Source organism: Collinsella aerofaciens (genome assembly GCF_964283865.1).
GTDB lineage: Bacteria > Actinomycetota > Coriobacteriia > Coriobacteriales > Coriobacteriaceae > Collinsella.
The window spans coordinates 1-21852 of record NZ_CAXYLS010000003.1; the positions used below are offsets into that span (position 1 = coordinate 1).

At 59.0% G+C, this 21852-nt stretch carries 21 protein-coding genes; 11 read left to right on the top strand and 10 right to left on the bottom strand.

Going from position 1 to position 21852, the window contains the following annotated elements; all coding sequences use genetic code 11:
- The first annotated feature begins 215 nt into the window (after positions 1-215).
- Entirely contained in the window at positions 216-1598 is a 1383-nt protein-coding gene (locus tag ACRX4W_RS02705) for an MATE family efflux transporter (RefSeq protein WP_432299059.1), read from the top strand.
- Between the two features lie 29 nt (positions 1599-1627).
- Here ACRX4W_RS02705 and ACRX4W_RS02710 read toward each other — a convergent pair whose 3' ends face one another.
- Entirely contained in the window at positions 1628-2494 is an 867-nt protein-coding gene (locus ACRX4W_RS02710) for a LysR family transcriptional regulator (protein WP_432299060.1), read from the bottom strand.
- Between the two features lie 158 nt (positions 2495-2652).
- Between ACRX4W_RS02710 and ACRX4W_RS02715 the strand changes: the two genes are divergently transcribed.
- Both ACRX4W_RS02715 and ACRX4W_RS02720 read left to right on the top strand, forming a co-directional pair.
- On the top strand, positions 2653-3555 hold the full coding sequence (locus ACRX4W_RS02715; protein ID WP_117758266.1) for a DMT family transporter: 903 nt from the start codon (positions 2653-2655) through the stop codon (positions 3553-3555).
- Between the two features lie 88 nt (positions 3556-3643).
- Positions 3644-4369: a uracil-DNA glycosylase gene (locus ACRX4W_RS02720; RefSeq protein ID WP_117736490.1), complete on the top strand. Its 726-nt coding sequence runs from the start codon at positions 3644-3646 to the stop codon at positions 4367-4369.
- A 50-nt stretch (positions 4370-4419) separates the two neighbouring features.
- Here ACRX4W_RS02720 and ACRX4W_RS02725 read toward each other — a convergent pair whose 3' ends face one another.
- From ACRX4W_RS02725 to ACRX4W_RS02735, 3 genes are all read right to left on the bottom strand, one after another.
- Positions 4420-5100: an SDR family NAD(P)-dependent oxidoreductase gene (locus ACRX4W_RS02725; protein ID WP_117736491.1), complete on the bottom strand. Its 681-nt coding sequence runs from the start codon at positions 5098-5100 to the stop codon at positions 4420-4422.
- Positions 5101-5109: 9 nt separating this feature from the next.
- On the bottom strand, positions 5110-5832 hold the full coding sequence (locus tag ACRX4W_RS02730) for a VUT family protein (protein WP_233541293.1): 723 nt from the start codon (positions 5830-5832) through the stop codon (positions 5110-5112).
- A 156-nt stretch (positions 5833-5988) separates the two neighbouring features.
- A complete protein-coding gene (locus ACRX4W_RS02735; protein WP_432299061.1) occupies positions 5989-7602 on the bottom strand; it encodes a peptide chain release factor 3 in 1614 nt (537 codons plus the stop codon).
- 559 nt (positions 7603-8161) lie between these two features.
- On the opposite strand from ACRX4W_RS02735, the gene ACRX4W_RS02740 reads away from it, so the two are divergent.
- From ACRX4W_RS02740 to ACRX4W_RS02750, 3 genes are read left to right on the top strand one after another with little or no spacing between them, the layout of a single operon-like run.
- Positions 8162-8542 carry a GntR family transcriptional regulator gene (locus ACRX4W_RS02740; RefSeq protein ID WP_117640582.1) on the top strand — a complete coding sequence of 127 codons (381 nt, stop codon included), beginning with the start codon at positions 8162-8164 and terminating at the stop codon, positions 8540-8542.
- A 23-nt stretch (positions 8543-8565) separates the two neighbouring features.
- Positions 8566-9447: an ABC transporter ATP-binding protein gene (locus tag ACRX4W_RS02745; protein WP_432299062.1), complete on the top strand. Its 882-nt coding sequence runs from the start codon at positions 8566-8568 to the stop codon at positions 9445-9447.
- On the top strand, positions 9444-10142 hold the full coding sequence (locus ACRX4W_RS02750) for an ABC-2 transporter permease (protein ID WP_117776021.1): 699 nt from the start codon (positions 9444-9446) through the stop codon (positions 10140-10142). The genes ACRX4W_RS02745 and ACRX4W_RS02750 overlap by 4 nt, the downstream gene beginning before the upstream one ends.
- A 95-nt stretch (positions 10143-10237) precedes the next feature.
- Here the strand turns inward: ACRX4W_RS02750 and ACRX4W_RS02755 are convergent, their stop codons facing one another.
- From ACRX4W_RS02755 to ACRX4W_RS02765, 3 genes are all read right to left on the bottom strand, one after another.
- A complete protein-coding gene (locus ACRX4W_RS02755; RefSeq protein ID WP_432299063.1) occupies positions 10238-11542 on the bottom strand; it encodes a chloride channel protein in 1305 nt (434 codons plus the stop codon).
- A gap of 125 nt (positions 11543-11667) precedes the next feature.
- Positions 11668-12201, bottom strand: coding sequence for an LOG family protein (locus ACRX4W_RS02760; protein WP_432299064.1), 534 nt, complete (start codon positions 12199-12201; stop codon positions 11668-11670).
- A gap of 36 nt (positions 12202-12237) precedes the next feature.
- Positions 12238-12663 carry a potassium channel family protein gene (locus tag ACRX4W_RS02765; protein WP_055252221.1) on the bottom strand — a complete coding sequence of 142 codons (426 nt, stop codon included), beginning with the start codon at positions 12661-12663 and terminating at the stop codon, positions 12238-12240.
- A 213-nt stretch (positions 12664-12876) separates the two neighbouring features.
- Between ACRX4W_RS02765 and ACRX4W_RS02770 the strand changes: the two genes are divergently transcribed.
- Together ACRX4W_RS02770 and ACRX4W_RS02775 are read left to right on the top strand one after the other, a co-directional pair.
- The gene (locus ACRX4W_RS02770) at positions 12877-15681 is read left to right on the top strand and encodes an ATP-binding protein (RefSeq protein WP_432299065.1); all 2805 of its coding nucleotides are present in this window, start codon (positions 12877-12879) and stop codon (positions 15679-15681) included.
- 42 nt (positions 15682-15723) lie between these two features.
- Positions 15724-16203, top strand: a complete 480-nt coding sequence (locus ACRX4W_RS02775; RefSeq protein WP_117790905.1) for a pyridoxamine 5'-phosphate oxidase family protein — start codon at positions 15724-15726, stop codon at positions 16201-16203.
- 96 nt (positions 16204-16299) lie between these two features.
- Here ACRX4W_RS02775 and ACRX4W_RS02780 read toward each other — a convergent pair whose 3' ends face one another.
- Together ACRX4W_RS02780 and ACRX4W_RS02785 are read right to left on the bottom strand one after the other, a co-directional pair.
- Complete coding sequence (locus tag ACRX4W_RS02780; RefSeq protein WP_118065670.1) at positions 16300-17511, bottom strand: MalY/PatB family protein; 1212 nt, start codon at positions 17509-17511, stop codon at positions 16300-16302.
- 112 nt (positions 17512-17623) lie between these two features.
- Complete coding sequence (locus tag ACRX4W_RS02785; RefSeq protein ID WP_233545850.1) at positions 17624-18361, bottom strand: tRNA (N6-threonylcarbamoyladenosine(37)-N6)-methyltransferase TrmO; 738 nt, start codon at positions 18359-18361, stop codon at positions 17624-17626.
- Between the two features lie 142 nt (positions 18362-18503).
- Between ACRX4W_RS02785 and ACRX4W_RS02790 the strand changes: the two genes are divergently transcribed.
- Both ACRX4W_RS02790 and ACRX4W_RS02795 read left to right on the top strand, forming a co-directional pair.
- Positions 18504-19331 (top strand): TipAS antibiotic-recognition domain-containing protein, encoded by an 828-nt coding sequence (locus tag ACRX4W_RS02790; protein WP_158563822.1) that lies wholly within the window; start codon positions 18504-18506, stop codon positions 19329-19331.
- Positions 19332-19382: 51 nt separating this feature from the next.
- Positions 19383-19628 carry a glutaredoxin family protein gene (locus tag ACRX4W_RS02795; RefSeq protein ID WP_118065674.1) on the top strand — a complete coding sequence of 82 codons (246 nt, stop codon included), beginning with the start codon at positions 19383-19385 and terminating at the stop codon, positions 19626-19628.
- Between the two features lie 171 nt (positions 19629-19799).
- Here ACRX4W_RS02795 and ACRX4W_RS02800 read toward each other — a convergent pair whose 3' ends face one another.
- Positions 19800-20756, bottom strand: coding sequence for a tRNA dihydrouridine synthase (locus tag ACRX4W_RS02800; RefSeq protein WP_118065728.1), 957 nt, complete (start codon positions 20754-20756; stop codon positions 19800-19802).
- Positions 20757-21293: 537 nt separating this feature from the next.
- On the opposite strand from ACRX4W_RS02800, the gene ACRX4W_RS02805 reads away from it, so the two are divergent.
- Complete coding sequence (locus tag ACRX4W_RS02805) at positions 21294-21821, top strand: DUF3592 domain-containing protein (protein WP_432299066.1); 528 nt, start codon at positions 21294-21296, stop codon at positions 21819-21821.
- The last annotated feature ends 31 nt before the right edge of the window (positions 21822-21852 follow it).

Sequence of the window (21852 nt, forward strand, 5' to 3'; positions counted from 1 at the left end):
CCCGTTCTGGGCGCGCCTCAATCGTAGCCCGAGACGGGCCCGGGCTGACAATTTCGACTGTAATGGACGTTCTTAAATGACTAAGGAGTGTCCCCAGCTGCCGGCAGAAAAGGAACGTCCCTAAGTGCCGACTGCCTAAGTGCCGACTGGTTGCATTAGGAGTATCATCGTCTGCGCAAATAAGCACGGAAAAGCATATTAAAGATTGAGAGCGTATGGCTGATACCGCATCTAAGCACATTGACATGACCACCGGCTCGCTGTGGCGCAATATTCCCCTGTTCGCCTTCCCCGTGGCCGCCACGAGTATCTTGGAGCAGCTGTCGAACCTCATCGCCACGGTCATCATCGGTAATTTCTCGGGCGACCAGGGAACCCTCGCCATGGCAGCGGTCGGCTCCAATGTTCCGCTTACCAGTCTTATGCTCAACCTGTTTATTGGCATGTCGCTTGGCTCCAACGTGGTCATCGCCAACGCTATCGGCCGCAACGATCAAAACATGGTCAAACGCGCCGTCCATACCTCGATTCTTATGGCACTCGTGGGCTTTGTCGTCATCGCGCTGGGCGAGATCTTTGCCGAGCCCATGCTCACAGCGCTCAATGTTCCTGCCGAAACTATGCCGCTTGCATCGCTTTACCTGCGCGTCTTTTTGCTCAGCATGCCCTCGATCTTGCTCTACAACTTTGAGGCCGCAATCTTCCGCTCCGTCGGCATCACCCGTATGCCGCTGCAGGCGCTTGCCGTGTCCACCGTCCTCAACATTGGCCTGGACCTCATCTTTGTCCCCGTGCTCCACTGGGGCGTCGCGGGCGTCGCCATCGCCACTGCCATCGCCTACACCGTCAGCGCCGTCACGCTCTTTGTCCGCCTGCTCAAGACCGACTCCGTCGTCCGCGTCACCCCGCGCGACTTAGGCTTAGACCCCGTCGCCCTCAAGCGTATCGTTAAGATCGGCCTGCCCGCCGGCATCCAAAGCGCCGTCTTTGCCGTCGCCAACATCATCATCCAGTCCGCCATCAACAGCCTGGGTACCGAGGTCATGGCGGCATCCAGCGCCGCCATGAGCCTAGAGTATGTGTGCTACAACCTGCTCAACAGCTTTAGCCAGGCCTGCACCACCTTTGTGGGGCAAAACCACGGCGCGCGACAGATCGACCGCTGCACCAAGACGCTCAAGGTCTGCCTGGTCGAAGGCGGCATCGTTGCGCTCACCACCATCGTCATCATCGTCGGTCTGGGACGCGAGATCCTGGCGCTGTTCAACAGCGATCCCAACATCGTCTCGATCGGCTATATACGCGTGTGTTCGATCTTCCCGGCGTACGCCTTTAGCATGTTCTACGAAAACATGTCCGGTTACCTGCGCGGCTTTGGCATCTCGCTCATGCCCGCCCTCATCACCATGATCTGCGTCTGCGGCATCCGCTTCTATTGGGTGTTCTGCGTGTTCCCGAACTTCCGCACCTTTGCGAACATCATGATGGTCTACCCCATCAGCCTGGGCACCACGGCGTTCTTTATGGTCGTGGCGGTATTGCTCTGCCATCCGGCACGCACCTACCGTCTGACGCAAGCCAAGACCGGGACGCGCTAGACACATCCAACAAGGTGGCGCATCGGCAACTAGCTCACGATATGCGAGCTCATAAAATCGATAAAGCGCCTCGTGGCGATAGGCATGGTGTCCCAGCTGCGCCAGGCTGCCACCACGTCGCGCGAGGGGGCGTGCACGATGGGACGCACGCGAATATCGGCCTGCATGCCCTCAACGGTACGACGGTAGAGCATGCTCACGCCTAACCCCTCCTCCACCATCGCCATAATGGTGTAGTCGTCGGTGACCTCACTCGTCACGTGCGGCGACAGCCCGTGCGTTGCGAATGCATCGAGCACCAGACTCTGTTCGCCCTCATCCAGCAGTACAAACGGCTCGGACGCCAGGTCGGCGAGTGTCACCTTTTCCTTTGCCGCCAGCGGATGGGCGGCCGGCAACAGCGCCACCAACTCGTCGTGATAAACCACGCGCTTCTCGAGCCCCGTGGTAAATCCGCGTGCCGTAAAGCAAAAGTCAACCACGCCATCGTGCACCCACTGGGCGTTGCGCGTGTAATCGCCCTGCTTGAGGGTAAAGCGTACGCCCGGATGCAGGGCCCCAAAGTCGCGGATCACGCGCGGCAACACAGTACGGCTCACATTGGTAAACGTCGCAATACGAATATCAGTCGAGGAGAGTCCCAGCAATTCCTGGCGCTTGCCCTCAAGCTCGGCCTCGGCAGTTACGATCTGGCGCAGATACGGCAGGTACTGCTTGCCGTCGCGCGTAAGCGAAACGCCCTGCTTGCCGCGCTCGATAAGCGTGGTACCCAGCTCGCGCTCGAGCGCCTTGACGGCCTGGCTCACCGCGCTTTGCGTATAGCCCAGCTCATCGGCTGCACCCTTAAGACTGCCGCGATCGACCACCATACAAACAATCTGATACCGCGATGCCATCGTGCCTCCACATCAATGCAGCCGTAAAACGTTTTGCCAGCGCTTTTTCTAGCAACATTAGTATTTCTTAATCATACTGAAGATACATTCGCTTTACTACATCCACATCTGGGAGCAGAATCCTTTTTGCGAAACCGTTCTGTAACAAAAGGAGTCCCATGGATCGCAAAAAAGCAATCGCGCTCTCATTTTCCGTTCCCGTCGCATGGGGCTTTTCGTACCCCCTCATGAAGATCGGCATGGATAGCATGAACGCCACGAGCATCGTTGCGCTGCGCTGCATCATCGCCTTTGTGGCCTGTCTGCTGCTCTTCCACAAGCACGCGCTGCGTATCAACCGTGACGTGATGGTTCGCTCCGCCATCATCGGCGCCATCATGGCAACCGAGCTCACCTGTATGTGCCTGGGTTCCAGCCTCACCTCCGCCTCAACCGCCGGCTTTTTGCAGAGCCTGACGGTCGTAATCGTGCCGTTTGCCAACGCCGCCCTGCTGCGCCGCGCCCCCGAGCGCAAAGTTCTCGTCGGCACCGCCATCGTCACCTGTGGCATGCTGCTGCTCTCGGGCGCCGACTTCACCAGCCTGAACCCGGGCGCGCTCATCATGTTGCTCTCGGCCTTTGTCTATGCCGGCCACATCATTGTGGCGAAGCGCTTTGTCGAAGATGTCGACCCGCTGGCTCTGGGCGTTTGGCAGCTGGGCTTTGGCGGCCTGTTCTCGGGCATCGCCGCATTCGTCTTTGGCGGTTTCACGCTTCCCGGCACGCCGGGCGAGGTCGTAGTCGTCGTTGCCCTCGCACTCATCTGCTCTGCCTATGGCTTTATCACCCAGACGCTCGTGCAGCCCCACGTGCCCGCCGAGACCACGGGCTTTGCCTTCTCGCTCGAGCCGGTCTGCTCCGCCGTCTTCTCGTTCTTCCTGGTCGGCGAGGTCCTGAGCCCCATCGCCTTCTTTGGCGCCGCCCTCATCCTCACCGGCGTCATGGTGGCAACCGTCGAGCTTCCGCGCCTCCGTGAACATGGACAGGCCCGTATGGCAGGAGCGCCCGAGCGCGTCTCGTAGTCCCCGCTCCTTATGCAGCCGCGGCATAAAGGCAACCGGTGCGCCTTTACAATAGATGCCAACAGAGCATCTGCCATAAAGGAGCCCCATGGACACCGCAACTCGCGACCGCAACATAGCAACTTGGTTGGGCGATGCGCCGCAGCCGGTACGTGACACGACGGACCAGCTGCTCGAGCGCATCGCCCTTTTACGTGCCGAGCAAACCATTTACCCGGCACAAGACGACATCCTCAATGCCCTCGCCTATACGCCGGCCGACCATGTCAAAGTTGTCATTTTGGGTCAAGATCCCTATCACGGACCCAACCAGGCCATGGGGTTATCGTTCTCGGTTCCCGCGACGCAAACCAAGTTGCCGCCGAGCCTGCGCAACATCTATAAGGAACTCAAAGCCGATCTGGACTGCCCCTTTCCTGCCACGGGAGACCTAACCCCATGGGCACAACAGGGCGTCCTGCTCCTTAACACCACGCTCACCGTGCGCAAGCATGCCGCCAATTCGCACGCCAAGCTGGGCTGGAGCACGCTCACCGACTATATTATCGAACGCTGCTGTCAGCTGCCCCAGCCGGTAGTCTTTTTGGCATGGGGTCGCTTTGCCCAGCAGATGGTCGAAGGCAAGCTCGCCGCGACCGGCGCAGGCAAGGCAGCCGGTAAGTTCTGCCTGGCCTCCACACACCCCTCGCCGCTTTCGGCCAACCGTGCCACGGCAGAACTCCCCGCTTTTATGGGGTCGCGCCCCTTCTCGGCATCCAATCGTCTACTCGAACAGCACGGCTCGATCCCCGTCAACTGGACTTGCCTCGGCTAAAAATCGATACATCAAAAACGCGTCCGACGGCTTTCCATCGGACGCGTTTCCTATTCGGGCCAAATAAACTGGGTACGGTCTGCCTCGCCACCGTCAATGAGCAGGCTCTGCCCGGTCATAAACCGGTTGGTCACGCCCACAAAGTAGATCCACTCGGCGATCTCTTGGGCGGTGGCCCAGCGTTTAAGCGGCGTGAGCTCCATAATCTGGTTCCACAGGTGTTCGTCTTCCATCACGCAACGGTTGAGCGGCGTGATAACGCCGCCCGGGTCCACACTGTTGGCGATGGCCTGCGGCGCCAAGCGGTTTGCAAGGTTCTTGGTGTAGGCGATAACGCCGCCCTTGCTGGCAGCATAGGCGGGAAACTCCGATCCCGTATGCCCGCTCGCCGACCCCACATTGACCACGGATGTAATAGCCGGCGCCGGCTTGGCGGCAAGCCCCTCCCCCACAAAGGCGTAGCGCTCGGTCACGTTGATGGTGCCGCACAGGTTGGCGGCAATATCGTCGGCCGAGTCCTGCGTACCAGCAACATTCACGATCACCTGGGGTTCAAGCTCGCCTGGAAACGAGTCCGGCTCGCGGACATCGACGATCAGATGGCGATAGCGCTCGTGCTCGATCGCTGCCGGCAGCAAATCAAAGCCCACGACCTCGTGGCCCTCGTCCAAAAAGCATTGCACGCACGCGGCTCCGATACCGCCCGAAGCGCCCGTGATCAAAACCCGCATACTTGCTCCTTAGGCGGTTGCGTGGCGCTCGAGATACTCGGCGCCCACATTCTCGCGCTCCCAGCCGCGCACGACCTTGTAGCCCACAGGGCTCAGGAAGACCTCGCACAGCAGCTCGGCAACAGCGCCGGTCAGCGAGCACATAAGGACCTGCACCCAGGTCCAACCAAAGAACGTGTGGCTCACCACAATGGCAAAGACCAGGTTGTCGATAAACTGGCCAACGCCTGTAGACACATAGGAGCGGAAGGCAAAGCTCGCAAAGTTATTCTTTTTGAGCATACGGCCGAGCGACTGGTTGAGCGTGGAGTTAACGACGGCAGAGACGAGCATGGCGAGCGAAGATCCAAACACCACGTACCAGGTGCCGCCGATGGTGGCGTTAAGGGCGGTGTTGACCTCGATCATACCCGTGTCGTAGTAGGCGCCCCACATGCCGGGCGTGAGCGAGCATGCCCAAAAGCACAGGCTCACAGCCAGGTTGACCAGCAGTGCGAGGATAGAGATTTTGATGGATGCCTTGGCGCCAAAGCGCTTGCAGATCATGTCCTGGCACAAAAACGAAACCCAGCTCACCACAAAGCCGCAATCGAGTGCCAGATACGGCAGGCTGATGAGCTCTTTGTTGGCCAGCAGGTTCATCATGATAACGCTCACGATAAACAGCGAAACCGTTGCCGCGGGAATGCTCCGCAACAGGACCTTGTAGTCCTCCATGACCTTCTTGATCATTATGTACTCCTTTGGTTTTAGGTTTAACGAGCAGGATATCGGACCCGAACTGCTCGGCCGCCACGGTCTTGAGGCGACGGTGGGTATGATAGCCGCTCACGCGGCGGCAGGCAAGCAAACGGCGCGGCGGCCCCACAGGATCACCGCGCCGGTGCGCTAAAACGTTACGTTGCCGAACTCCGACAGGACAAGGTCGGGGTTGTGGTCGGTAGCCCAGTCCACGTTCCACGGGCTCGTGAACAGCAGCAGTTTGCCGCCGCGCATGTCCTCGACGCGCAGGGTATCGCGCGTGAGCGAAAGGCCCGGGATATCGATGGTGTCGGGGTCGTTTTGGATCCAGCGGATGTCCGTATAGGGCAGCGGCTGGCGACGAACCTCAACACGGTACTCGGCCTTGAGGCGGCGCTCGAGTACCTCAAACTGCAGCACGCCGACCACGCCCACGATGACGCTCTCCATGCCGGCACCCAGCTCGCGGAAGATCTGGATGGCGCCCTCCTGGGCAAGCTCCTCCATGCCCTTCACAAACTGCTTGCGCTTGAGCGTGTCGACCTGCGTAATGCGGGCAAACATCTCGGGGGCAAACGTCGGGATCTGCGGATACTGCATGTGGCGCTTGCCGGAGCACACGGTGTCGCCGATGCTAAAGATACCGGGATCGAACAGGCCCACGATGTCGCCGGCGTACGCCTCGTCCACGATGGCGCGATCGTCGGCCATCATCGAGGTGCCCGTAGCCAGCTTGAGCTTGCGGTTGCCCTGCACATGGAAGGCATCCATGCCGCGCTCGAACTTGCCCGAGCAAATGCGCACAAAGGCAATGCGATCGCGATGGTTCTTGTCCATGTTGGCCTGGATCTTAAACACGAAGCCGCTAAAGTCGTTCTCGGCGGGCGCGACCGGCTCGCTGGTGAGTGTATCGGTATAGGCGCGCGGCGTCGGGGCCAGACGCAGGAACTCTTTAAGGAAGGGCTCCACACCAAAGTTGGTGAGTGCCGAGCCAAAGAACGCCGGGCTCAGCTTGCCGCAGGCCACGGCATCCAGGTCGAGCTCGTCACCGGCGCCATCGAGCAGCTCGATGTCGTCCATCAGGTTCTTGTGGTTCTCCTCGCCAATAAGCTCGTCCATGGCCGGATCGCCCAGCTCGGCCTCGACCTCGGCGACCTTCTTGGTGGCGTTGGCGTGGCCGTCGCCCTCAAAGGCAATGACGCGACGGGTCTGACGATCGAACACGCCGCGGAAGTTGCGCCCGCTGCCGATCGGCCAGTTCATGGGATACGTATTGATACCCAGGACGTTCTCGATCTCTTCCATGAGCTCAAACGGATCGCGAGCCTCGTGGTCGAGCTTGTTCACAAAGGTAAAGATGGGAATATGGCGCAGCGTACAGACCTTAAAGAGCTTTTTGGTCTGGGCCTCGACGCCCTTAGCGCCGTCGATGACCATGACTGCGGCGTCGGCGGCCATAAGGGTACGGTAGGTATCCTCCGAGAAGTCCTGGTGGCCGGGGGTATCGAGGATGTTGACGCAGGCGCCGTTGTAGGTGAACTGCAGCACCGAGGAGGTAACGGAGATACCGCGCTCCTTCTCGATGTCCATCCAGTCCGAGACGGCATGCTTGGCCGAGCTCTTGCCCTTAACCGAGCCGGCAGTCTGGATGCTGCCGGTATAGAGCAGCAGCTTCTCGGTAAGCGTGGTCTTACCGGCGTCCGGGTGGCTGATGATCGCGAATGTGCGGCGCGACGAGATTTCATCCGACAGGCTTGCCATGCGGATCCTTTCTTGCATTGAGTGCATTACGTCGTTGTAACCGCACCATTGTAGCCGCGAAATCCCGCCACAGGGCACCTATCAGGACAAATTCATTAGCCAAGCTCGCTGTGTTGTGGGCAGCCGCCTCAAGGATTGTCTCGATCTGTAACAGTAAGACGGGTTTTGAGCCCCTACCTGTTACAGATCGAGACAAACTGGCAGGCCCGCCGGCACAATCTCAATCTGTAACATCTAGCCGCCCAAATCAGGTCTAACTGTTACAAATCGAGATAAACAGGAAGGCAGGGAGCCAATGTCTCAATCTGTAACATCTAGCCGCGCAAATCGACTCTTACTGTTACAGATTGAGACAAATAGGCAGGCGGGCAAATAAGATCTCGATCTGTAACATCAGGCGACCCAAAACGGACCCAGGTGTTACAGATTGAGATTGTTTTGGAGCAAGCGCGGCACTGGCGGACTATTCCACATTTAGCTCTTGCATAACTGTGCATAGTGTATATATACTGTGCTTACCGGTTATATACACGTGTAGCCCAACAGCTAAGGAGCCGCTGTGGACATCATCCTATCCAATTCGAGCGACAAGCCCATCTACGAGCAAATAGCCTCGCAAGTCAAAGCTCAGATCCTTTCGGGCGCGCTCGCTGCGGGAGCCAAACTCCCCAGCATCCGTGCACTCGCGAGCGATCTTGGCGTGAGTGTCATCACCACCAAGCGCGCCTACGCCGACCTGGAGCAACTCGGCTTTATCTGCACCGTGCAGGGCAAGGGCTGTTTTGTCGCCGAGGGCAACCAAGAACTCTTGCGCGAAAACCAGCTCTGCCATATCGAAGAGCTGCTTGCGAAAGCGGCGAGCCAAGCCGAAGCCTTGGGCGTCACGCGCGACAAGCTGCACGAGATGCTCGACCTCGTAGCCCCCGAAACCATGCAGTAGCCATCTGCAAGAAAGGCTATACCATGCAAAAGTTGCTAGAACTCAAAGGTGTATCGCGCCGCGTGAGCGACCGCTTTTCACTGCGCGACGTCACGCTTGCCGTGGAGCCCGGCCAGATCGTTGGCTTTGTGGGCGCAAATGGCGCCGGCAAGACGACGACCATTCGCGCCGCGCTTGGGCTTATAAAGCCCGATGCCGGCGAGGTGCATCTGCTTGGACAGCGCTGCGACGCCAACGCGCCCGACGAGACGCAGCGCCACCTGCGCTCCCGCATCGGCCTCGTCCTGGACACGTGTCCCTTCCCCTCCACGCTCAAGGTGGGCCAGGTCGAGAGGCTCGTAGGCCCGGCATATCCCACATGGAGCTGCGAAACGTTCGCCGGATTCATCGACCGATTTGGCCTCGATCCCAAGACGAAGGTCAAGGACCTCTCCCGCGGCATGGGCATGAAGCTGCAGCTCGCCTGCGCGCTCAGCCACAATGCCAAGCTGCTCGTTTTGGACGAAGCCACCGCGGGCCTCGATCCCATGGCGCGCGAGGAGCTGCTCGATGAGCTGCTCGCCTTTGTTTCCGACGGCCAGCGCAGCGTGCTGCTCTCGAGCCATATTACGTCCGACCTCGATCGCACCGCCGACCGCGTCATCTGCATCGATAACGGTTCGATTGTGTTTGACCTGCCGCGCGAGGACATTACCGACCGCGCCGGCATCGCCCACTGCACCCAAGCACAGGCCGCAGAGCTTATGGCTTGCGTCGAAGGTGCCCGTGCCGCCCACCACGCCTATAGCGTGGACGTGCTCGTACCCAACCGTCGCGAGGCGCTCGAGGCCTTCCCCGAGATTCCCTGCGACCGGGCAACCATTGATGACTATCTTCGCCTCATACTGAAAGGGGCTTCGAAATGAAACGCGCCTTTATGTCTGAGCTCGCCATCGTCCGCACGCTTGTCCCGAGCATCGCGGGCGTCGGCCTGTTCATCTTCGTCGTACTAACCCTCGCCAACGCATCGGATGGCGATGCCAGTATGAGCGCCGGCGCCTGCGCGGTCAGTGCCATGTCGCCCATCGTGGTCATGAGCTCGCTGGCCGGCTACGACAATCAAAACGGATGGGAGCGCTATCGGGCAACGCTGCCCCTCTCGCGCAAAGACATCATCTGCGCACGTTACCTCTGCATTGTTGCCTTCTCGGCCATCATGGCGTGCGCGACCGTGCTTTTGAGCACCATCACTCTTCCGTTCTTCGATCACACGGGCATGCCCTCGACGGGACAGATCGTCTTTGAGACCACAATAGCCTCCGCCGCATCGATGCTCATCTCCCTCATGATGGTGTTTCTGGCACAGCCGCTGTTCTTTCGATTTGGACACATGGAGGCGCTGCGCCTTTCCGTCGGCCTGTTTGCCCTGCTCGGATGCCTTGCCATGGCCACGCTGAGCTCCTCCAACCCCATCAGCAACTGGCTCATGTCGATTGCTGGGGCGAATCCCGATCCCGCCGTCCTCGGCTGCCTGTGCGCAGGAATTGCCGTACTGGCCCTCACGCTATGTGCAATCAGCTGCACCGTCAGCACCAAGGTCTATCGGGCACGCGACCTGTAGGCAAGCAAATCTCGACCCACGCGGGCCGCAATCGGTCGCAATCGCCCATCCGCAAATCCATGGCAAACGGCATGTCCCCGGCGTGCGCCACCGTACTACTTGCGCAGCGGCTTGGGAAGCGGAATGCCGGCGGCGATAACAGCGGCGATGATCATGCAGACGATGCCCTTGAGCGGGAAGCACATGAGCAGCAGGCCCACGACCATGACGGGCTGACGCATGACGGCGCCCATCGTCGAGGCGGTGCAGACGGCGACGCAAAAGACCGGATCTGCGCCGGTGAGGATGGCAAGGCCATAGCCCAGGCTCACACCCGAGAAGATAACCGGGAAGAAGTGGCCGCCGCGCCAACCAAGGTTGATGAGGGCGGGCGTCAGCATGGCCTTAACAAGACCGGTCGCGATAAGCACGCCGGCGGGAATGGTCAGATAGGTTTCCATGAGCACGTCGGCCTGGGTCTCGCCGGCAAACATGGTGTAGGGCAGGACCGTGCCACAGATGGCGAGCGCCAGACCGGCTAGCATGGCCTTGACGACAGGACGCTCCCCTATGGCATGGGACAGCGCCTCGCTTGCATGCTCAGAGACAAAGTACAGCCAACCGCAAACGGTGCCGATGAGCGCCAGCGGAATGAGCCAGGCAAGCTCCAGGTTGCCCACCTGAGCGGACTCGAACCTGGGCATGCCCATGCCGCCGCCCACAAGCTGGCCAAGCAGCAGGTAGGTACCCAGACCGCCGGCAATCGCAATGCCGTAGACCACCGTCTTTTGCGCCTTGGGCAGCTTGATGGTGATCTCGTCGGACGCGGAATCCCCATCGTCCCCGGCGCCCTGGCCGTCGGCACTACCGGCGAGCGGCGCCACAAAGCCAAAGACGGGCGCGGTAAAGAGCGCCGTCAGCGCGGCCTGGGTGCCCAACAGTGTGAGCTCCCTAAACTCGGCGCCAAAGCGGCGCATGCGGTCGCCGACCCAGCTGCACAGGCCCGCGATAACGCCGGTCAGGCCGGCCTCCGGTCCAATGCTTCCGCCAAACAGCAGCGGCAGCAATGCCGCGAGCGAAAGCTTGCCCAGGTTGTCGTACGGGTAGCGGCCGTCTTGTTTAACCTTGGCCATCACCTGGTTGAGGTCATCGGTCTTGGTGCCCGTCATCTTTTCGTACAGACCAATCAGCAGACCGCCCAGCAGGCAGACGAAAAACGGGTACGGCAAAAAACCGAACGGACCGCTTGCGAGCTCAGGCGAAGCGACGCCCAGCATATGCGGAATCTCGGTCCATAAATAGTCGATACCGTGCTCCATCGCAAAGAAGAACAGCCAGACCGCGGCGCCCGCAAACGCACCGGTCACAGCCACGCTCACTAAAAACAGCGCACGGTTTTTGGGTTTTGCAAGGTTGTCCATCGGGACCTCCCGTGGTCAAAATCGACAAAGATACGTTTTATTGTAGAGCGAGCGTTGCCCGAACGAGTCAACCGTCTGCGCCGCAAACGGCACCATTGGGAGTCATAGTGGGGCAGGCTCAAGACTTATCCGTTAATAATCGAGGCAATCTCGCGCAAATCGTCGGCAAAGTAGATGCCGTGCTGGCGCCTCGGGCTCGAAAGCCCCTTATCAATCATGTGCTCGAGCAGCGCCTTAAGATCGTTGTAGTAGCCCCCGAGGTTGTACAGGATGCACGGCGCATCGAGATGCCCCAACGACACGGCGGACATGACCTCGGCAATCTCCTCGAGCGTACCCGTCCCACCGGGAAAGGCGATGACCGCGTCACCGAGCCCAATCATCTTGGCCTTGCGCTCGGCCATGTCACTCGTCACGATGAGGTCGTCAATACCGTCGTGTTGAAACTCTGCCTCGATAAAAAAGCTCGGCTCAACACCCGTCACGTGTCCACCCGCCTCGAGCACGCTATCGGCAAGCGCGCCCATCAGGCCCGACTTGGAGCCGCCGTATACCAGCGCGTGGCCGTTGGAGCCAATCCACGTGCCGAGCTCTCGCACTGCAGGCAGAAACGCCGGGTCGTTGCCGACGCTCGCGCCCAGGTACACCGTGATGTTCATATGCAATCCCCCTCGTCGTGACGCGCGGCACCCGTTCTATCGTTGCCGGCGACGGTACTCGCGCACACGGCGCGATAGGTCGGCAAGCTCGTCACGATCGAGCTCTTCCAAATGCTCAAGATCATCCATAAAGCGCGCCATGGTGTCCTTTTGGCGCATCTTGATGAGCGTATTGCAGTAGTTCACCGCCACGCCCGTGAGCATGGCGATGTAGAAGATGCTGATGACGCTCAGGACGACGGTAATAGCGCGGGCGACCGGCGTTTCGGCCGGGATATCGCCAAAGCCGATGGTCGAGACCGTCTCAAAGCTAAACCAGAGACCATCGCCAAACGTAAGGGTCGTGGGCTCGGACAGCCAGACGGCCGTCGAGCACAGCAGATAGAAGACGAGAAACAGGCCCGTGATGCGCGCAAAGCCAGCCTGGCGCAACACGTCGGCAAGCGTCCTCAACTTGTTCATCGCGACCCCTTTTCCCAGACGCCCAATCACATTCGCTCGGTATTGTCCCACGCCTCCCCCGCAAACGGAACTAGTCATTGGGGACGTTCTTAAACGACTAGTCATTTAAGAACGTCCCCAATGACTACCTAACCGTTTAGCGGTGCGGCGGCTGAGTGGGCAGGCTGAGCTGGTATCCTTATGCGAAACTGTCTCAACTCGATAGGATTTCATGTGAAACCTTCCGCTGTCTTTCGCTTGGCTCTATATCGCACCCTGGCCGTCGCGCTTGCCGCGCTCGCCATACTGAGCGCCGTCATGCCCGCTCCGGCCTTTGCCGCCGACTCTGACCAGCAGGTCAAAACAGTCCGCGTTGGCTGGCTTGTCAACAACGAAGGCTTCCAGGAAGGCATGCCGGGCGAGCGCCTCTCGGGGTGGGGCTACGAATACCTCCAGACCCTCTCGTACTACACAAAGGGCTGGCAATACGAATACGTTAGCGGCACCTTCAACGAGCTTATGGACATGCTCGAGGCAGGCGAGATCGACCTCATGCCCAACATCTCGTATTCGGCAGAACGCGAGCAGAAGCTGCTTTTTTCCTCAAACCCCGAGGGCACCGAGCGCTACTACATCTACGCCAAGCCCGATCGCGATGATCTGGCCAAGGGCGACCCCCAAGCGCTCCAGGGCCTTACCATCGGCTGCAACTCTGGCGTTATGCAAACCATCGTCGGCCAGCAGTGGCTTGCCGACGAAGGCGTCACCTGCACCTATAAAGAAATCGACACCGGCAGCGCCCTCTTTGAGGCGCTTGCAGACGGTGAGGTCGACGCCGTCATCATGAACGACACCATTTCGTCGCCCGATGCGTCGCCCATGTTTTACGTAGGCTCGAGCGACTACTATTTTGCCGTTCCCAAAAGCCGTCCCGATTTGATGAGCGACATCAATGCCGCCATGGCATCAATCTCCCGCGTCAACCCGCGCTATAACGACGAAGTCAAATCGAGCTACTCGGCCCAAAACAGCGGCTCGTCATTGCTCACCGGCGTCGAGCGCTCCTGGCTCAAAGCAAACGGCAATACCATCACGCTCGGCTATCTAAAAAACCAACTTCCCTACTGCACGCAAAATGACGACGGCGAGATGGAAGGGTCGCTCGCCTCGCTTGCAACGACATTGCACGACAAGTTTGGCATTAAGGTTAAAACAGTCGCGTTCTCGAGCAACAAGCAAATGACCAAAGCCCTTTCCAAGGGAACCATCGATGTCGCCCTGCCGTTCTTTCGCGACTACTGGCTTGCCGAACAAGCAGGAGTCATCCAGTCAAACCCGATGGGAACGGTTTCCCTGACCGCCATTCACAGCAGTAACAACCTGGACAGCGACCTTAAGAACATCGCTTACACAGGATACGCAATCGTCAACCGTTTTGAGCTCGAGAGCCTATTCCCCGACGCAACGATATCCGAATATCCGAATGCCGACGAGGCGCTCAAAGCCCTCAACGAGGGGAAGGCGAGTTGCATTATTGTCCCCAGCACGCGCCTGCAAACCATCCGCGATGCCCACGACATTGAGGGCTTTGAAACGCAGGAACTCACCAACACGGCAGAACTATCGTGCATGATTCCGCGCGGCAAACCCGAGCTGTTGGGAATCATCAATAAGGGCATCATCAATGCAGGCGAATCGCTCTCTGCGAGCAGCTATTCCCCCACATCGTACTCGGCACAAGAATCAGACACATTCCAGTTTGTCTACCGCAACCGCACCGCCATTGCGACCGTTCTCATCTTCGCTTTGCTCGCCAGCATCGTCGTCCTCGTCTGGTCGCTTCAGCGCGCACGGCAGGAACGCCAGAAAGCCGACGCCGCCAACGCCGCCAAAACCGCTTTCCTCACACGTATGAGCCACGACATCCGCACGCCACTAAACGGCATCTTGGGTCTTATCGAAATTGAGGAATTGAAAGAAGGCGACATACAAGTCGCCCGCGAAAGACGCGCCAAGACGCGTGTTGCCGCCAACCACCTGCTGTCGCTGATTAACGACATCCTCGAGATGGGCAAAATCGAAGACCGCAAGCTAACACTGGAACATGCGCCTTTTAACCTCAAAGAGCTCTGTGACAATACGCTGGTGCTGTGCAAGCTCCGCGCATCCGATAACGGCATCACAATGCAGGACAATAGTCTGCCATACGCCACGGGGCCATACATGATCGGCAGCCCCACCCATATCCGACAGATTATGATCAACCTGTTAGACAACAGCATCAAGTACAACAAGCACGGCGGCTCCGTCACCTTTAGCTCAAAGACCAAGCCACTCGATAACGGGCGCGCGCTCTTTTGCTTTAGCGTTTCGGATACCGGCATTGGCATGACTCCCAAGTTTTTAAAGCATATCTATGAGCCGTTTGCCCAGGAAGGCGACGATGCGCGCAGCAAGTTCCAAGGAACCGGCATTGGCATGTCTATCGTCAAATCGCTCATCGATATGATGGGCGGCACGATTGAGATTTCGAGTGAGGTTGGCGCGGGAAGCACGTTCAACGTCCAGATACCGCTCGATATCGACAAGAACCCTCAGGCAAAAGAACGTGCGTCCAAGCAGACATACAGTTGCTCGCTTGCCGGTATGAACGTCCTTTTGGCAGAAGACAACGAGCTCAATGCCGAAATTGCCCAGGCTCTACTCGAAAGCGAAGACATCGTCGTAACGCGCGCCGCCGACGGCAACAAAGCAGTCGACCTATACGTTAGTCGTCCCGCCGGCAGCTTCGATGCGATCCTGATGGACATCATGATGCCGGGCATGGATGGCTACGAGGCAACCCGCGCGATTCGTCTGAGCGAAAAGGCCGATGCAGCCGACATCCCCATCATCGCGCTCACTGCCAACGCCTTCAACGAGGACGCCAAGGCGGCACACGATGCCGGTATGAACGCCCATCTGCCCAAACCGCTCGACTTTAGCAAGCTCAAAAACATACTCGCCTGTATCAAGAAATACGGATCCGTTTCGCTATAGTTTGTGCTCAACCACCATGCACAGCCAGAAAGGAAGCCAACGATGTTTAGGCCCTTACGTCGAAAGAAACGCGCCATCACTGACGAGGAAGCGCGCGAGTTGCTCGCCACCTGTAAGCGCGGCGTCTTTGCCGTCAACGGCGATGATGGCTACCCCTATGCCATTCCCGTCAACTACTTCTTTGACGCCGAGCACGACAAGATTTATTTCCATGGCGCCAAGGCCGGCCACAAGGTCGATTCGCTCAGGCGTGACGATAAAGTCTGCTTTACCGTTTACGGCAACGAGTGGTACAAGGACGGCGACTGGGCTCCTTACGTCATGAGCACCGTGGTCTTTGGCCGTTGCCGCCTGGTAGATGAAGCGCCTGCGTTTATCGAGGACAAAGTCCGTCAGCTCGCGCTTAAGTACTACCCTTCTGCCGAAGAAGTCGAGGAAGAAATCGCCAAAGACATCAAGGGCGTCCAACTCTACGAGATTTCGATTGAGCATCTTTGCGGCAAGCAGATTCACGAAAAGTAGCGAATGCGAAAAACGCGCTCGCTACCCTCTGCGCCCCATGTGCCCACGCATTTTGACGGCGTGGGCACATGGGGCAGCACTCGAATCGAGCGCCCCCTATACCCCAAAAACGTAGCGGTCCAGGCGCTCACACGCCTCCTTTACCCGCGAAAGCGGCAGTGCCAGATTCACGCGGATGTGACAAGGCCCGTGGAACGGACGGCCATCCTGATACCCCACGCCCACGCGCGCCCCCTCGTCAAGCAGCCACTGAATATCGCGGCCATGCTCGCGACACCACTCGGTGCAGTCCAGAAACACCATGTACGTGCCCTGCGGACGCGAATAGGACACGCCCTCAAAATGCTCGTCAACGTAATTGCAAAAGTAGTCAACGTTGGCATCGATGACCTCATTGAGCTCATCGAGCCACTCGTAGCCTTGCGGCTGGTAGGCACCGATAAGCGCATGCATGGAGAGGACGTTCATCTCGTTGTAGTGAGTCTTGTTGGACACGGCGCACACGCGGTCGCGCAGCGTCTCGTTATAGATGATGTGGTAGCTGCCGACCAGGCCCGCCAGGTTAAACGTCTTGCTGGGCGCATAGAGGGCAACCGTGCGCATGCGGGCATCCTCGCTCACCGACTGCGTCGGGATATGCTTGTGACCCGGCAGGATGATATCGGACCAAATCTCATCCGAGATCACCACGCAATCGTGCTGGCGATAGATATCCATGGCGCGCTCGATCTCGTCGCGCTCCCATACGCGGCCGCAGGGATTGTGCGGCGAGCAGAACACGGCGGCATGGATGTGGTTTTGGGCGAGCTTGCGCTCCATGTCCTCAAAATCCATGCGCCACACGCCCTGATCGTCGAGCTTAAGCGGGCTGTGGACAATGCGATAGCCCGCGGCCTCGATGGACTTGGTAAAGCCGATGTAGGTGGGACTGTGGACCAGCACCGCATCGCCCGGCTGGACATATGCGCGCAACGTCGACACGACACCGCCCAGTACGCCGTTTTCGTAGCCGATATGCTCAGGGAGCAGGCCTTCGACGCCATTACGGCGGGTCTGCCATTCGATGATGCGGTCGAAGTACTCGTCGCGCGGATTGAAATAGCCAAACATGGGATGCTGGGCGCGCTGAATGATGTACTCCTGGACCGTGGGCACCGTGGCAAAGTTCATGTCCGCTACCCACATGGGGATGCGGTCGAAGCCCTCGTCGGGTGCGTTCGGAGCCATGCCGGGAATTTCTCCCCAGGAGTCAACGGCGATGGCGTCCATGCCGTGGCGGTCGATAAGCGAGGTAAAGTCGTATTTCATGCTGAGCTCCCGTGCAAAGCGGATTGTTTCGGTAGGCGTTATTGTCCACCAGCGTGGGCGGTTTTGACATGGGGTTTGGCGCTTAATTTGACGGGTGCGGACGAATGGCTGGTTAGTCTTGCGCGTCGTTGATGGCGGTTACCGTCAGCCTTGTTCCGTCGACCGTAAACGATATGTCGAGCCCGGCGTAGGCCAAGTGGTAAACGCGGTTGGGCTCGTGCTTGCTACCCGCACGGCGCGGATCTTGGCGAAGGACCTCGACCAAGCCGGGGAGCTTTGCAGGCGGGACCATATCTTTCAGCGCTTGTGGGAACTCAACATCGAGCTCTTGCCACGGCGCGTCCTCAATCCAGCCGCCCGTCGCATCCGGGTGACAGTCGGCAAATGGAATGTAGGGCTTGATGTCGTAGATGGGCGTGCCGTCGCGCAGGTCGGCCCCCAGTATATGGATGATCGGGCCATCATCGGTGAGCTCAACACGGCTGAGCTTGACGCAGGTGAGCCCGATGGGATTAGGGCGAAACGGACTGCGTGTGGCAAACACGCCCACACGCTCGGCTCCACCCAGACGCGGCGGGCGCACGGTTTTCGACCATTTTGCGTTGGTGCCGGACCTGTCCTGCGTTTTGGCATCGGCGGCTATGTCCTTAGCCGTGCCACCGGGCGTTCCGTTTTCGAAGCACCATAGCAGCCATAGGTGAGAGAAGGAGTCCAGACCCTCAACTGCAGCGTTGGAGGCAAATTCCGGCTCAAAGACGATGCGCCCCTGCAGATGGGGCGCCAAAAAGCTGTTGCGTGGGATGCCGAACTTCTGCGGCAGGTCGGTATGTATGTGTGCAATAGGTTCCATGCCGGTCATTGTACGGCATGAAGGTGTGAGGCGTCGAGCGCAATTCTTTGTCGCGGTCCCCCGTCGTGCAACCAACGGTTGCTTGGAAGGGCGTCTGCCGCCGCGTATGCTTAAAGCCATCAACCAGCAGAAAGGAGCCGCTATGGCCTTCGCAGAAAAGCTCATTGCTGTCCGTCGCGCCCATCACCTAACTCAGGAGCAGCTCGCCGCCAAGCTCTTCGTCACACGCCAAGCCGTCAGCCGTTGGGAGCGCGGCGAGGTCACACCGGGCATCGACATGATGAAGCTCATTGCCGCCGTGACCGGCGAGCCACTGTCTCATCTGCTCGAAATGCCCGAGTACTATTGTCAGAGCTGCGGCATGATACTCACGCCCGACGACTGCGGTACCGATGCTCACGGCGCAACGACCGACCATTACTGCAAGTGGTGCTACGACCACGGCAAGTACACCTACGAGACCACGATGGAGGCAATGATCGAGGACTGCGCTCCGCGTCTGGCGCAAAACACCGGCATGTCGCTCGACGAGGCAGTCTCGCTCATGGGTGCCGTGCTGCCGCAACTGGAGCGCTGGCGTACCGTGCAGGAAAACGAGGAGCGCTACGGCGCCGAGGCACGGGCGCGCTATGGCGATGAGGCTATCGATGCAGCAAACGAAACGTTACTGGACATGGATCCCCAGACATGGAACGACATGAAGGAACTCGAGCGTGCCATTCTGGGTCAGCTCTCGATTGCCATGGGCGACGGCGATCCAAAGAGCAGAAAGGCCCAAAAACTTGTTGCGATGCATCGTCGTTGGATTGGCCTCAACTGGGGAAGCGAACCCCAAGACGAGGCATACCTGGGGCTCGCCCACGGCTACCTCGCCGACCAGCGCTTTGTTGACTACTACGACAAGCCCTGCGGCACCGGAGCCACGGCGTTTCTGGTCCAGGCAATCGAGTCATCGCTGACTCGCGCATAGACCGCGGCGGCATTGGGTATCTCAATCGAAACCTCAACCGATTGGAGACCTATGGCTACTGATCACAAGCTCGAGCTGTACGTTATGACCGGCTGCCCGTATTGCATAAAGGTCAAGCGCTTTTTGGCCGATAACGGCGTGACCATCCCCGAGCGCAATATCTCGACCGACCCCGATGCCGAGCAGACGCTCATCGCCGTCGGCGGCAAGCGCCAGGTTCCCTGCCTGTTCATTGACGGCGCGCCGCTCTACGAGTCGGGCGACATCATCGCGTGGGTGCAGGAGAATTTGCTCTAGCGTTCTATTGCGGTCGGCCGGCCCCAACGCACAAACCCATACGAACCAAACATGTACGTCAGCATCCAAAGTCGACATTTTTCGACATCTTTGGATGCTGGCGTACAGCTTTTCAATCTAGTCATTGGGGACGTTCTTGAATGACTAGTCGTTAAAGAACGCCCCCAACGACTAGTAGCCACAAAAGCGGGCAACAGGCGCGAGCGGCTGCTCGCGAAAGACGCGCTCGACGGCGGCGCGGTATTCGTCGACCTTTTTGGTCTTGCGCACGAGCTTGTGCACGGTAGCGGGATCGGCGAAGGCACATTTGGCGTAGAACCACCATTCCTTCATGCGAAAGACCGCGTTGCCCCCAATCTCGTCCGCATAGGCCGCAAACAGCGTGTCGTGGAAGCGCTGCAACTCGGCAGCCGTGGCGGCAGGGCCGCCCTTAACCATGCGAGCCAGCGCGGGGTTCGCGAGCAAGCCGCGCCCCAACATTACGTGGCGTGTTCCGGGATAGGCCCCCACCAGCGCATCCATGTCCTCAAGATCAAAGATGTCGCCGTTATAGGCCACGGGAAACGGCGCCCGCTCCAACGTCTCGCCGTAAAACTCTTTACGCGGCGAGCCCGTATAACGGTCCTTTTGCACGCGCGGATGCACGATCAGCTCTGCCAGCGGCATGCGGCAATAGAGGTCGAGCACGCGTTCGTACTCGTCATCGCTTTCCAACCCCAGCCTGGTCTTGACCGACACCGGCAAGGGTGAGCGTTCGCACACGTCGCTCAAGAACACCTCGAGCTCATCCAGGTTGCGCAGAAAGCCCGAACCCTTGCCTTTGGCAACAACCGTACCCGAGGGGCAGCCAAGGTTGAGATTGACCTCGCGGTACCCCATCTCGGCGAGCACCTGCGCCGCCCACACAAACTCGTCCGCATTCTTGGACATCAGCTGAGGTACTACGTTAAGCCCCTGGTTATTGGCAGGATCGACCTCTTTAAACGCCTTGCCACCAAAGCGGTTGCCCACCCGCGGCGGCGGCAAAAACGGCGTGTAATAACAATCGAGCGCGCCAAAGCACTCCGCATGCACGCGACGGAACACATGCCCGGTAATCCCCTCCATAGGGGCCAGCGATAAATTCATCAACATCCACTCTCAAATCAATGTGACAAAGGGACAGTCCCTTTGTCACATCCCATTCAAGCGGTTCAGGAACTCTTCGCAGGCGCGAGAACGCAGGCGATATTTTTTCCACACCAGATACGATGCAATGGTGAAGGGGCAAAAGGGCAGTCCCTTTGCCCCAAGTGCCGGCTACCGGACGCAAGCTAGTTGCCGTTCGCGAACGCCGCCCATATTTCGAGGTCTAATACTTTTCCCGAGAAGTGAACGGCTCTATTTGGACCCCCGAAGCATTGACATTTTTAGGCGTCAAAACCGCAGGATTTGACTGGCAAAACCGCAGGAAATTGCACGCCAAAAGTGTCGATGCTTCGGGAGTCCGTTTTCACTCGTTCACTTCTCGGGAAAAGTATTAGACCTCGATTCCGCAGTCCCCGATGTGACAAAGGAACAGTCCATTTGTCACATTCAGAATTGACCCCCCCCGCAATAGCTCATCGATGGCGGGATTCTCTATACTGGGTCACATATGACGGTATCGCGCCAAAGGAGAACGCCGTGACCACGTCGCAGATATCCCCGCTCGCGCTCATCTTGGTTGGGGGCATCGGCATCCTGCTTATCGGAGTGAGCGCGCTCATGAAAGCCGCCGCTCGCAAGAAAGCCAAGGCCTGTACCGCCGTGACCATGGGAACGGTCATCGACCATCGCTTTATGGGCGAAGGCAGGATGTATCCCGTTTTGGAATACGCCGTCGACGGCACGCAATACCGCGCGAAAAAACAATTCCGTGGCATAATGACCAAAAGCTTGTCGGGACTCCCCATCCGCACGCAAGCCACCGCCTACGAAGACGCCAAGGGCTGGCTGCACGTGCAGACAGGCCCCATCGCCCGCCTAGGCACCCTCGCGGAGCAGCTTTGGCCCCTCGGTAGCCAAATGACCGTGTACTACAACCCCAGCAACCCAGACAAAAGCTATGTCGAACGCCCCATCGTGGGCAACTTTGCCACACTGATGTTTAACATCGCAGGCTTCTTGCTCATCGCGATGAGCATCTTGCTCTATGTTCTTATCCAGCGCTAGCTCAAACTGATGCGCCCCGCGCCCCATGCGC

Coding starts and splice junctions, on each gene's coding strand:
- ACRX4W_RS02705 (WP_432299059.1), top strand. CDS start 216: ATGGCTGATACCGCATCTAAGCACATTGACATGACCACCGGCTCGCTG.
- ACRX4W_RS02710 (WP_432299060.1), bottom strand. CDS start 2,494: ATGGCATCGCGGTATCAGATTGTTTGTATGGTGGTCGATCGCGGCAGT.
- ACRX4W_RS02715 (WP_117758266.1), top strand. CDS start 2,653: ATGGATCGCAAAAAAGCAATCGCGCTCTCATTTTCCGTTCCCGTCGCA.
- ACRX4W_RS02720 (WP_117736490.1), top strand. CDS start 3,644: ATGGACACCGCAACTCGCGACCGCAACATAGCAACTTGGTTGGGCGAT.
- ACRX4W_RS02725 (WP_117736491.1), bottom strand. CDS start 5,100: ATGCGGGTTTTGATCACGGGCGCTTCGGGCGGTATCGGAGCCGCGTGC.
- ACRX4W_RS02730 (WP_233541293.1), bottom strand. CDS start 5,832: ATGATCAAGAAGGTCATGGAGGACTACAAGGTCCTGTTGCGGAGCATT.
- ACRX4W_RS02735 (WP_432299061.1), bottom strand. CDS start 7,602: ATGGCAAGCCTGTCGGATGAAATCTCGTCGCGCCGCACATTCGCGATC.
- ACRX4W_RS02745 (WP_432299062.1), top strand. CDS start 8,566: ATGCAAAAGTTGCTAGAACTCAAAGGTGTATCGCGCCGCGTGAGCGAC.
- ACRX4W_RS02750 (WP_117776021.1), top strand. CDS start 9,444: ATGAAACGCGCCTTTATGTCTGAGCTCGCCATCGTCCGCACGCTTGTC.
- ACRX4W_RS02755 (WP_432299063.1), bottom strand. CDS start 11,542: ATGGACAACCTTGCAAAACCCAAAAACCGTGCGCTGTTTTTAGTGAGC.
- ACRX4W_RS02760 (WP_432299064.1), bottom strand. CDS start 12,201: ATGAACATCACGGTGTACCTGGGCGCGAGCGTCGGCAACGACCCGGCG.
- ACRX4W_RS02765 (WP_055252221.1), bottom strand. CDS start 12,663: ATGAACAAGTTGAGGACGCTTGCCGACGTGTTGCGCCAGGCTGGCTTT.
- ACRX4W_RS02775 (WP_117790905.1), top strand. CDS start 15,724: ATGTTTAGGCCCTTACGTCGAAAGAAACGCGCCATCACTGACGAGGAA.
- ACRX4W_RS02780 (WP_118065670.1), bottom strand. CDS start 17,511: ATGAAATACGACTTTACCTCGCTTATCGACCGCCACGGCATGGACGCC.
- ACRX4W_RS02785 (WP_233545850.1), bottom strand. CDS start 18,361: ATGGAACCTATTGCACACATACATACCGACCTGCCGCAGAAGTTCGGC.
- ACRX4W_RS02790 (WP_158563822.1), top strand. CDS start 18,504: ATGGCCTTCGCAGAAAAGCTCATTGCTGTCCGTCGCGCCCATCACCTA.
- ACRX4W_RS02795 (WP_118065674.1), top strand. CDS start 19,383: ATGGCTACTGATCACAAGCTCGAGCTGTACGTTATGACCGGCTGCCCG.
- ACRX4W_RS02800 (WP_118065728.1), bottom strand. CDS start 20,756: ATGAATTTATCGCTGGCCCCTATGGAGGGGATTACCGGGCATGTGTTC.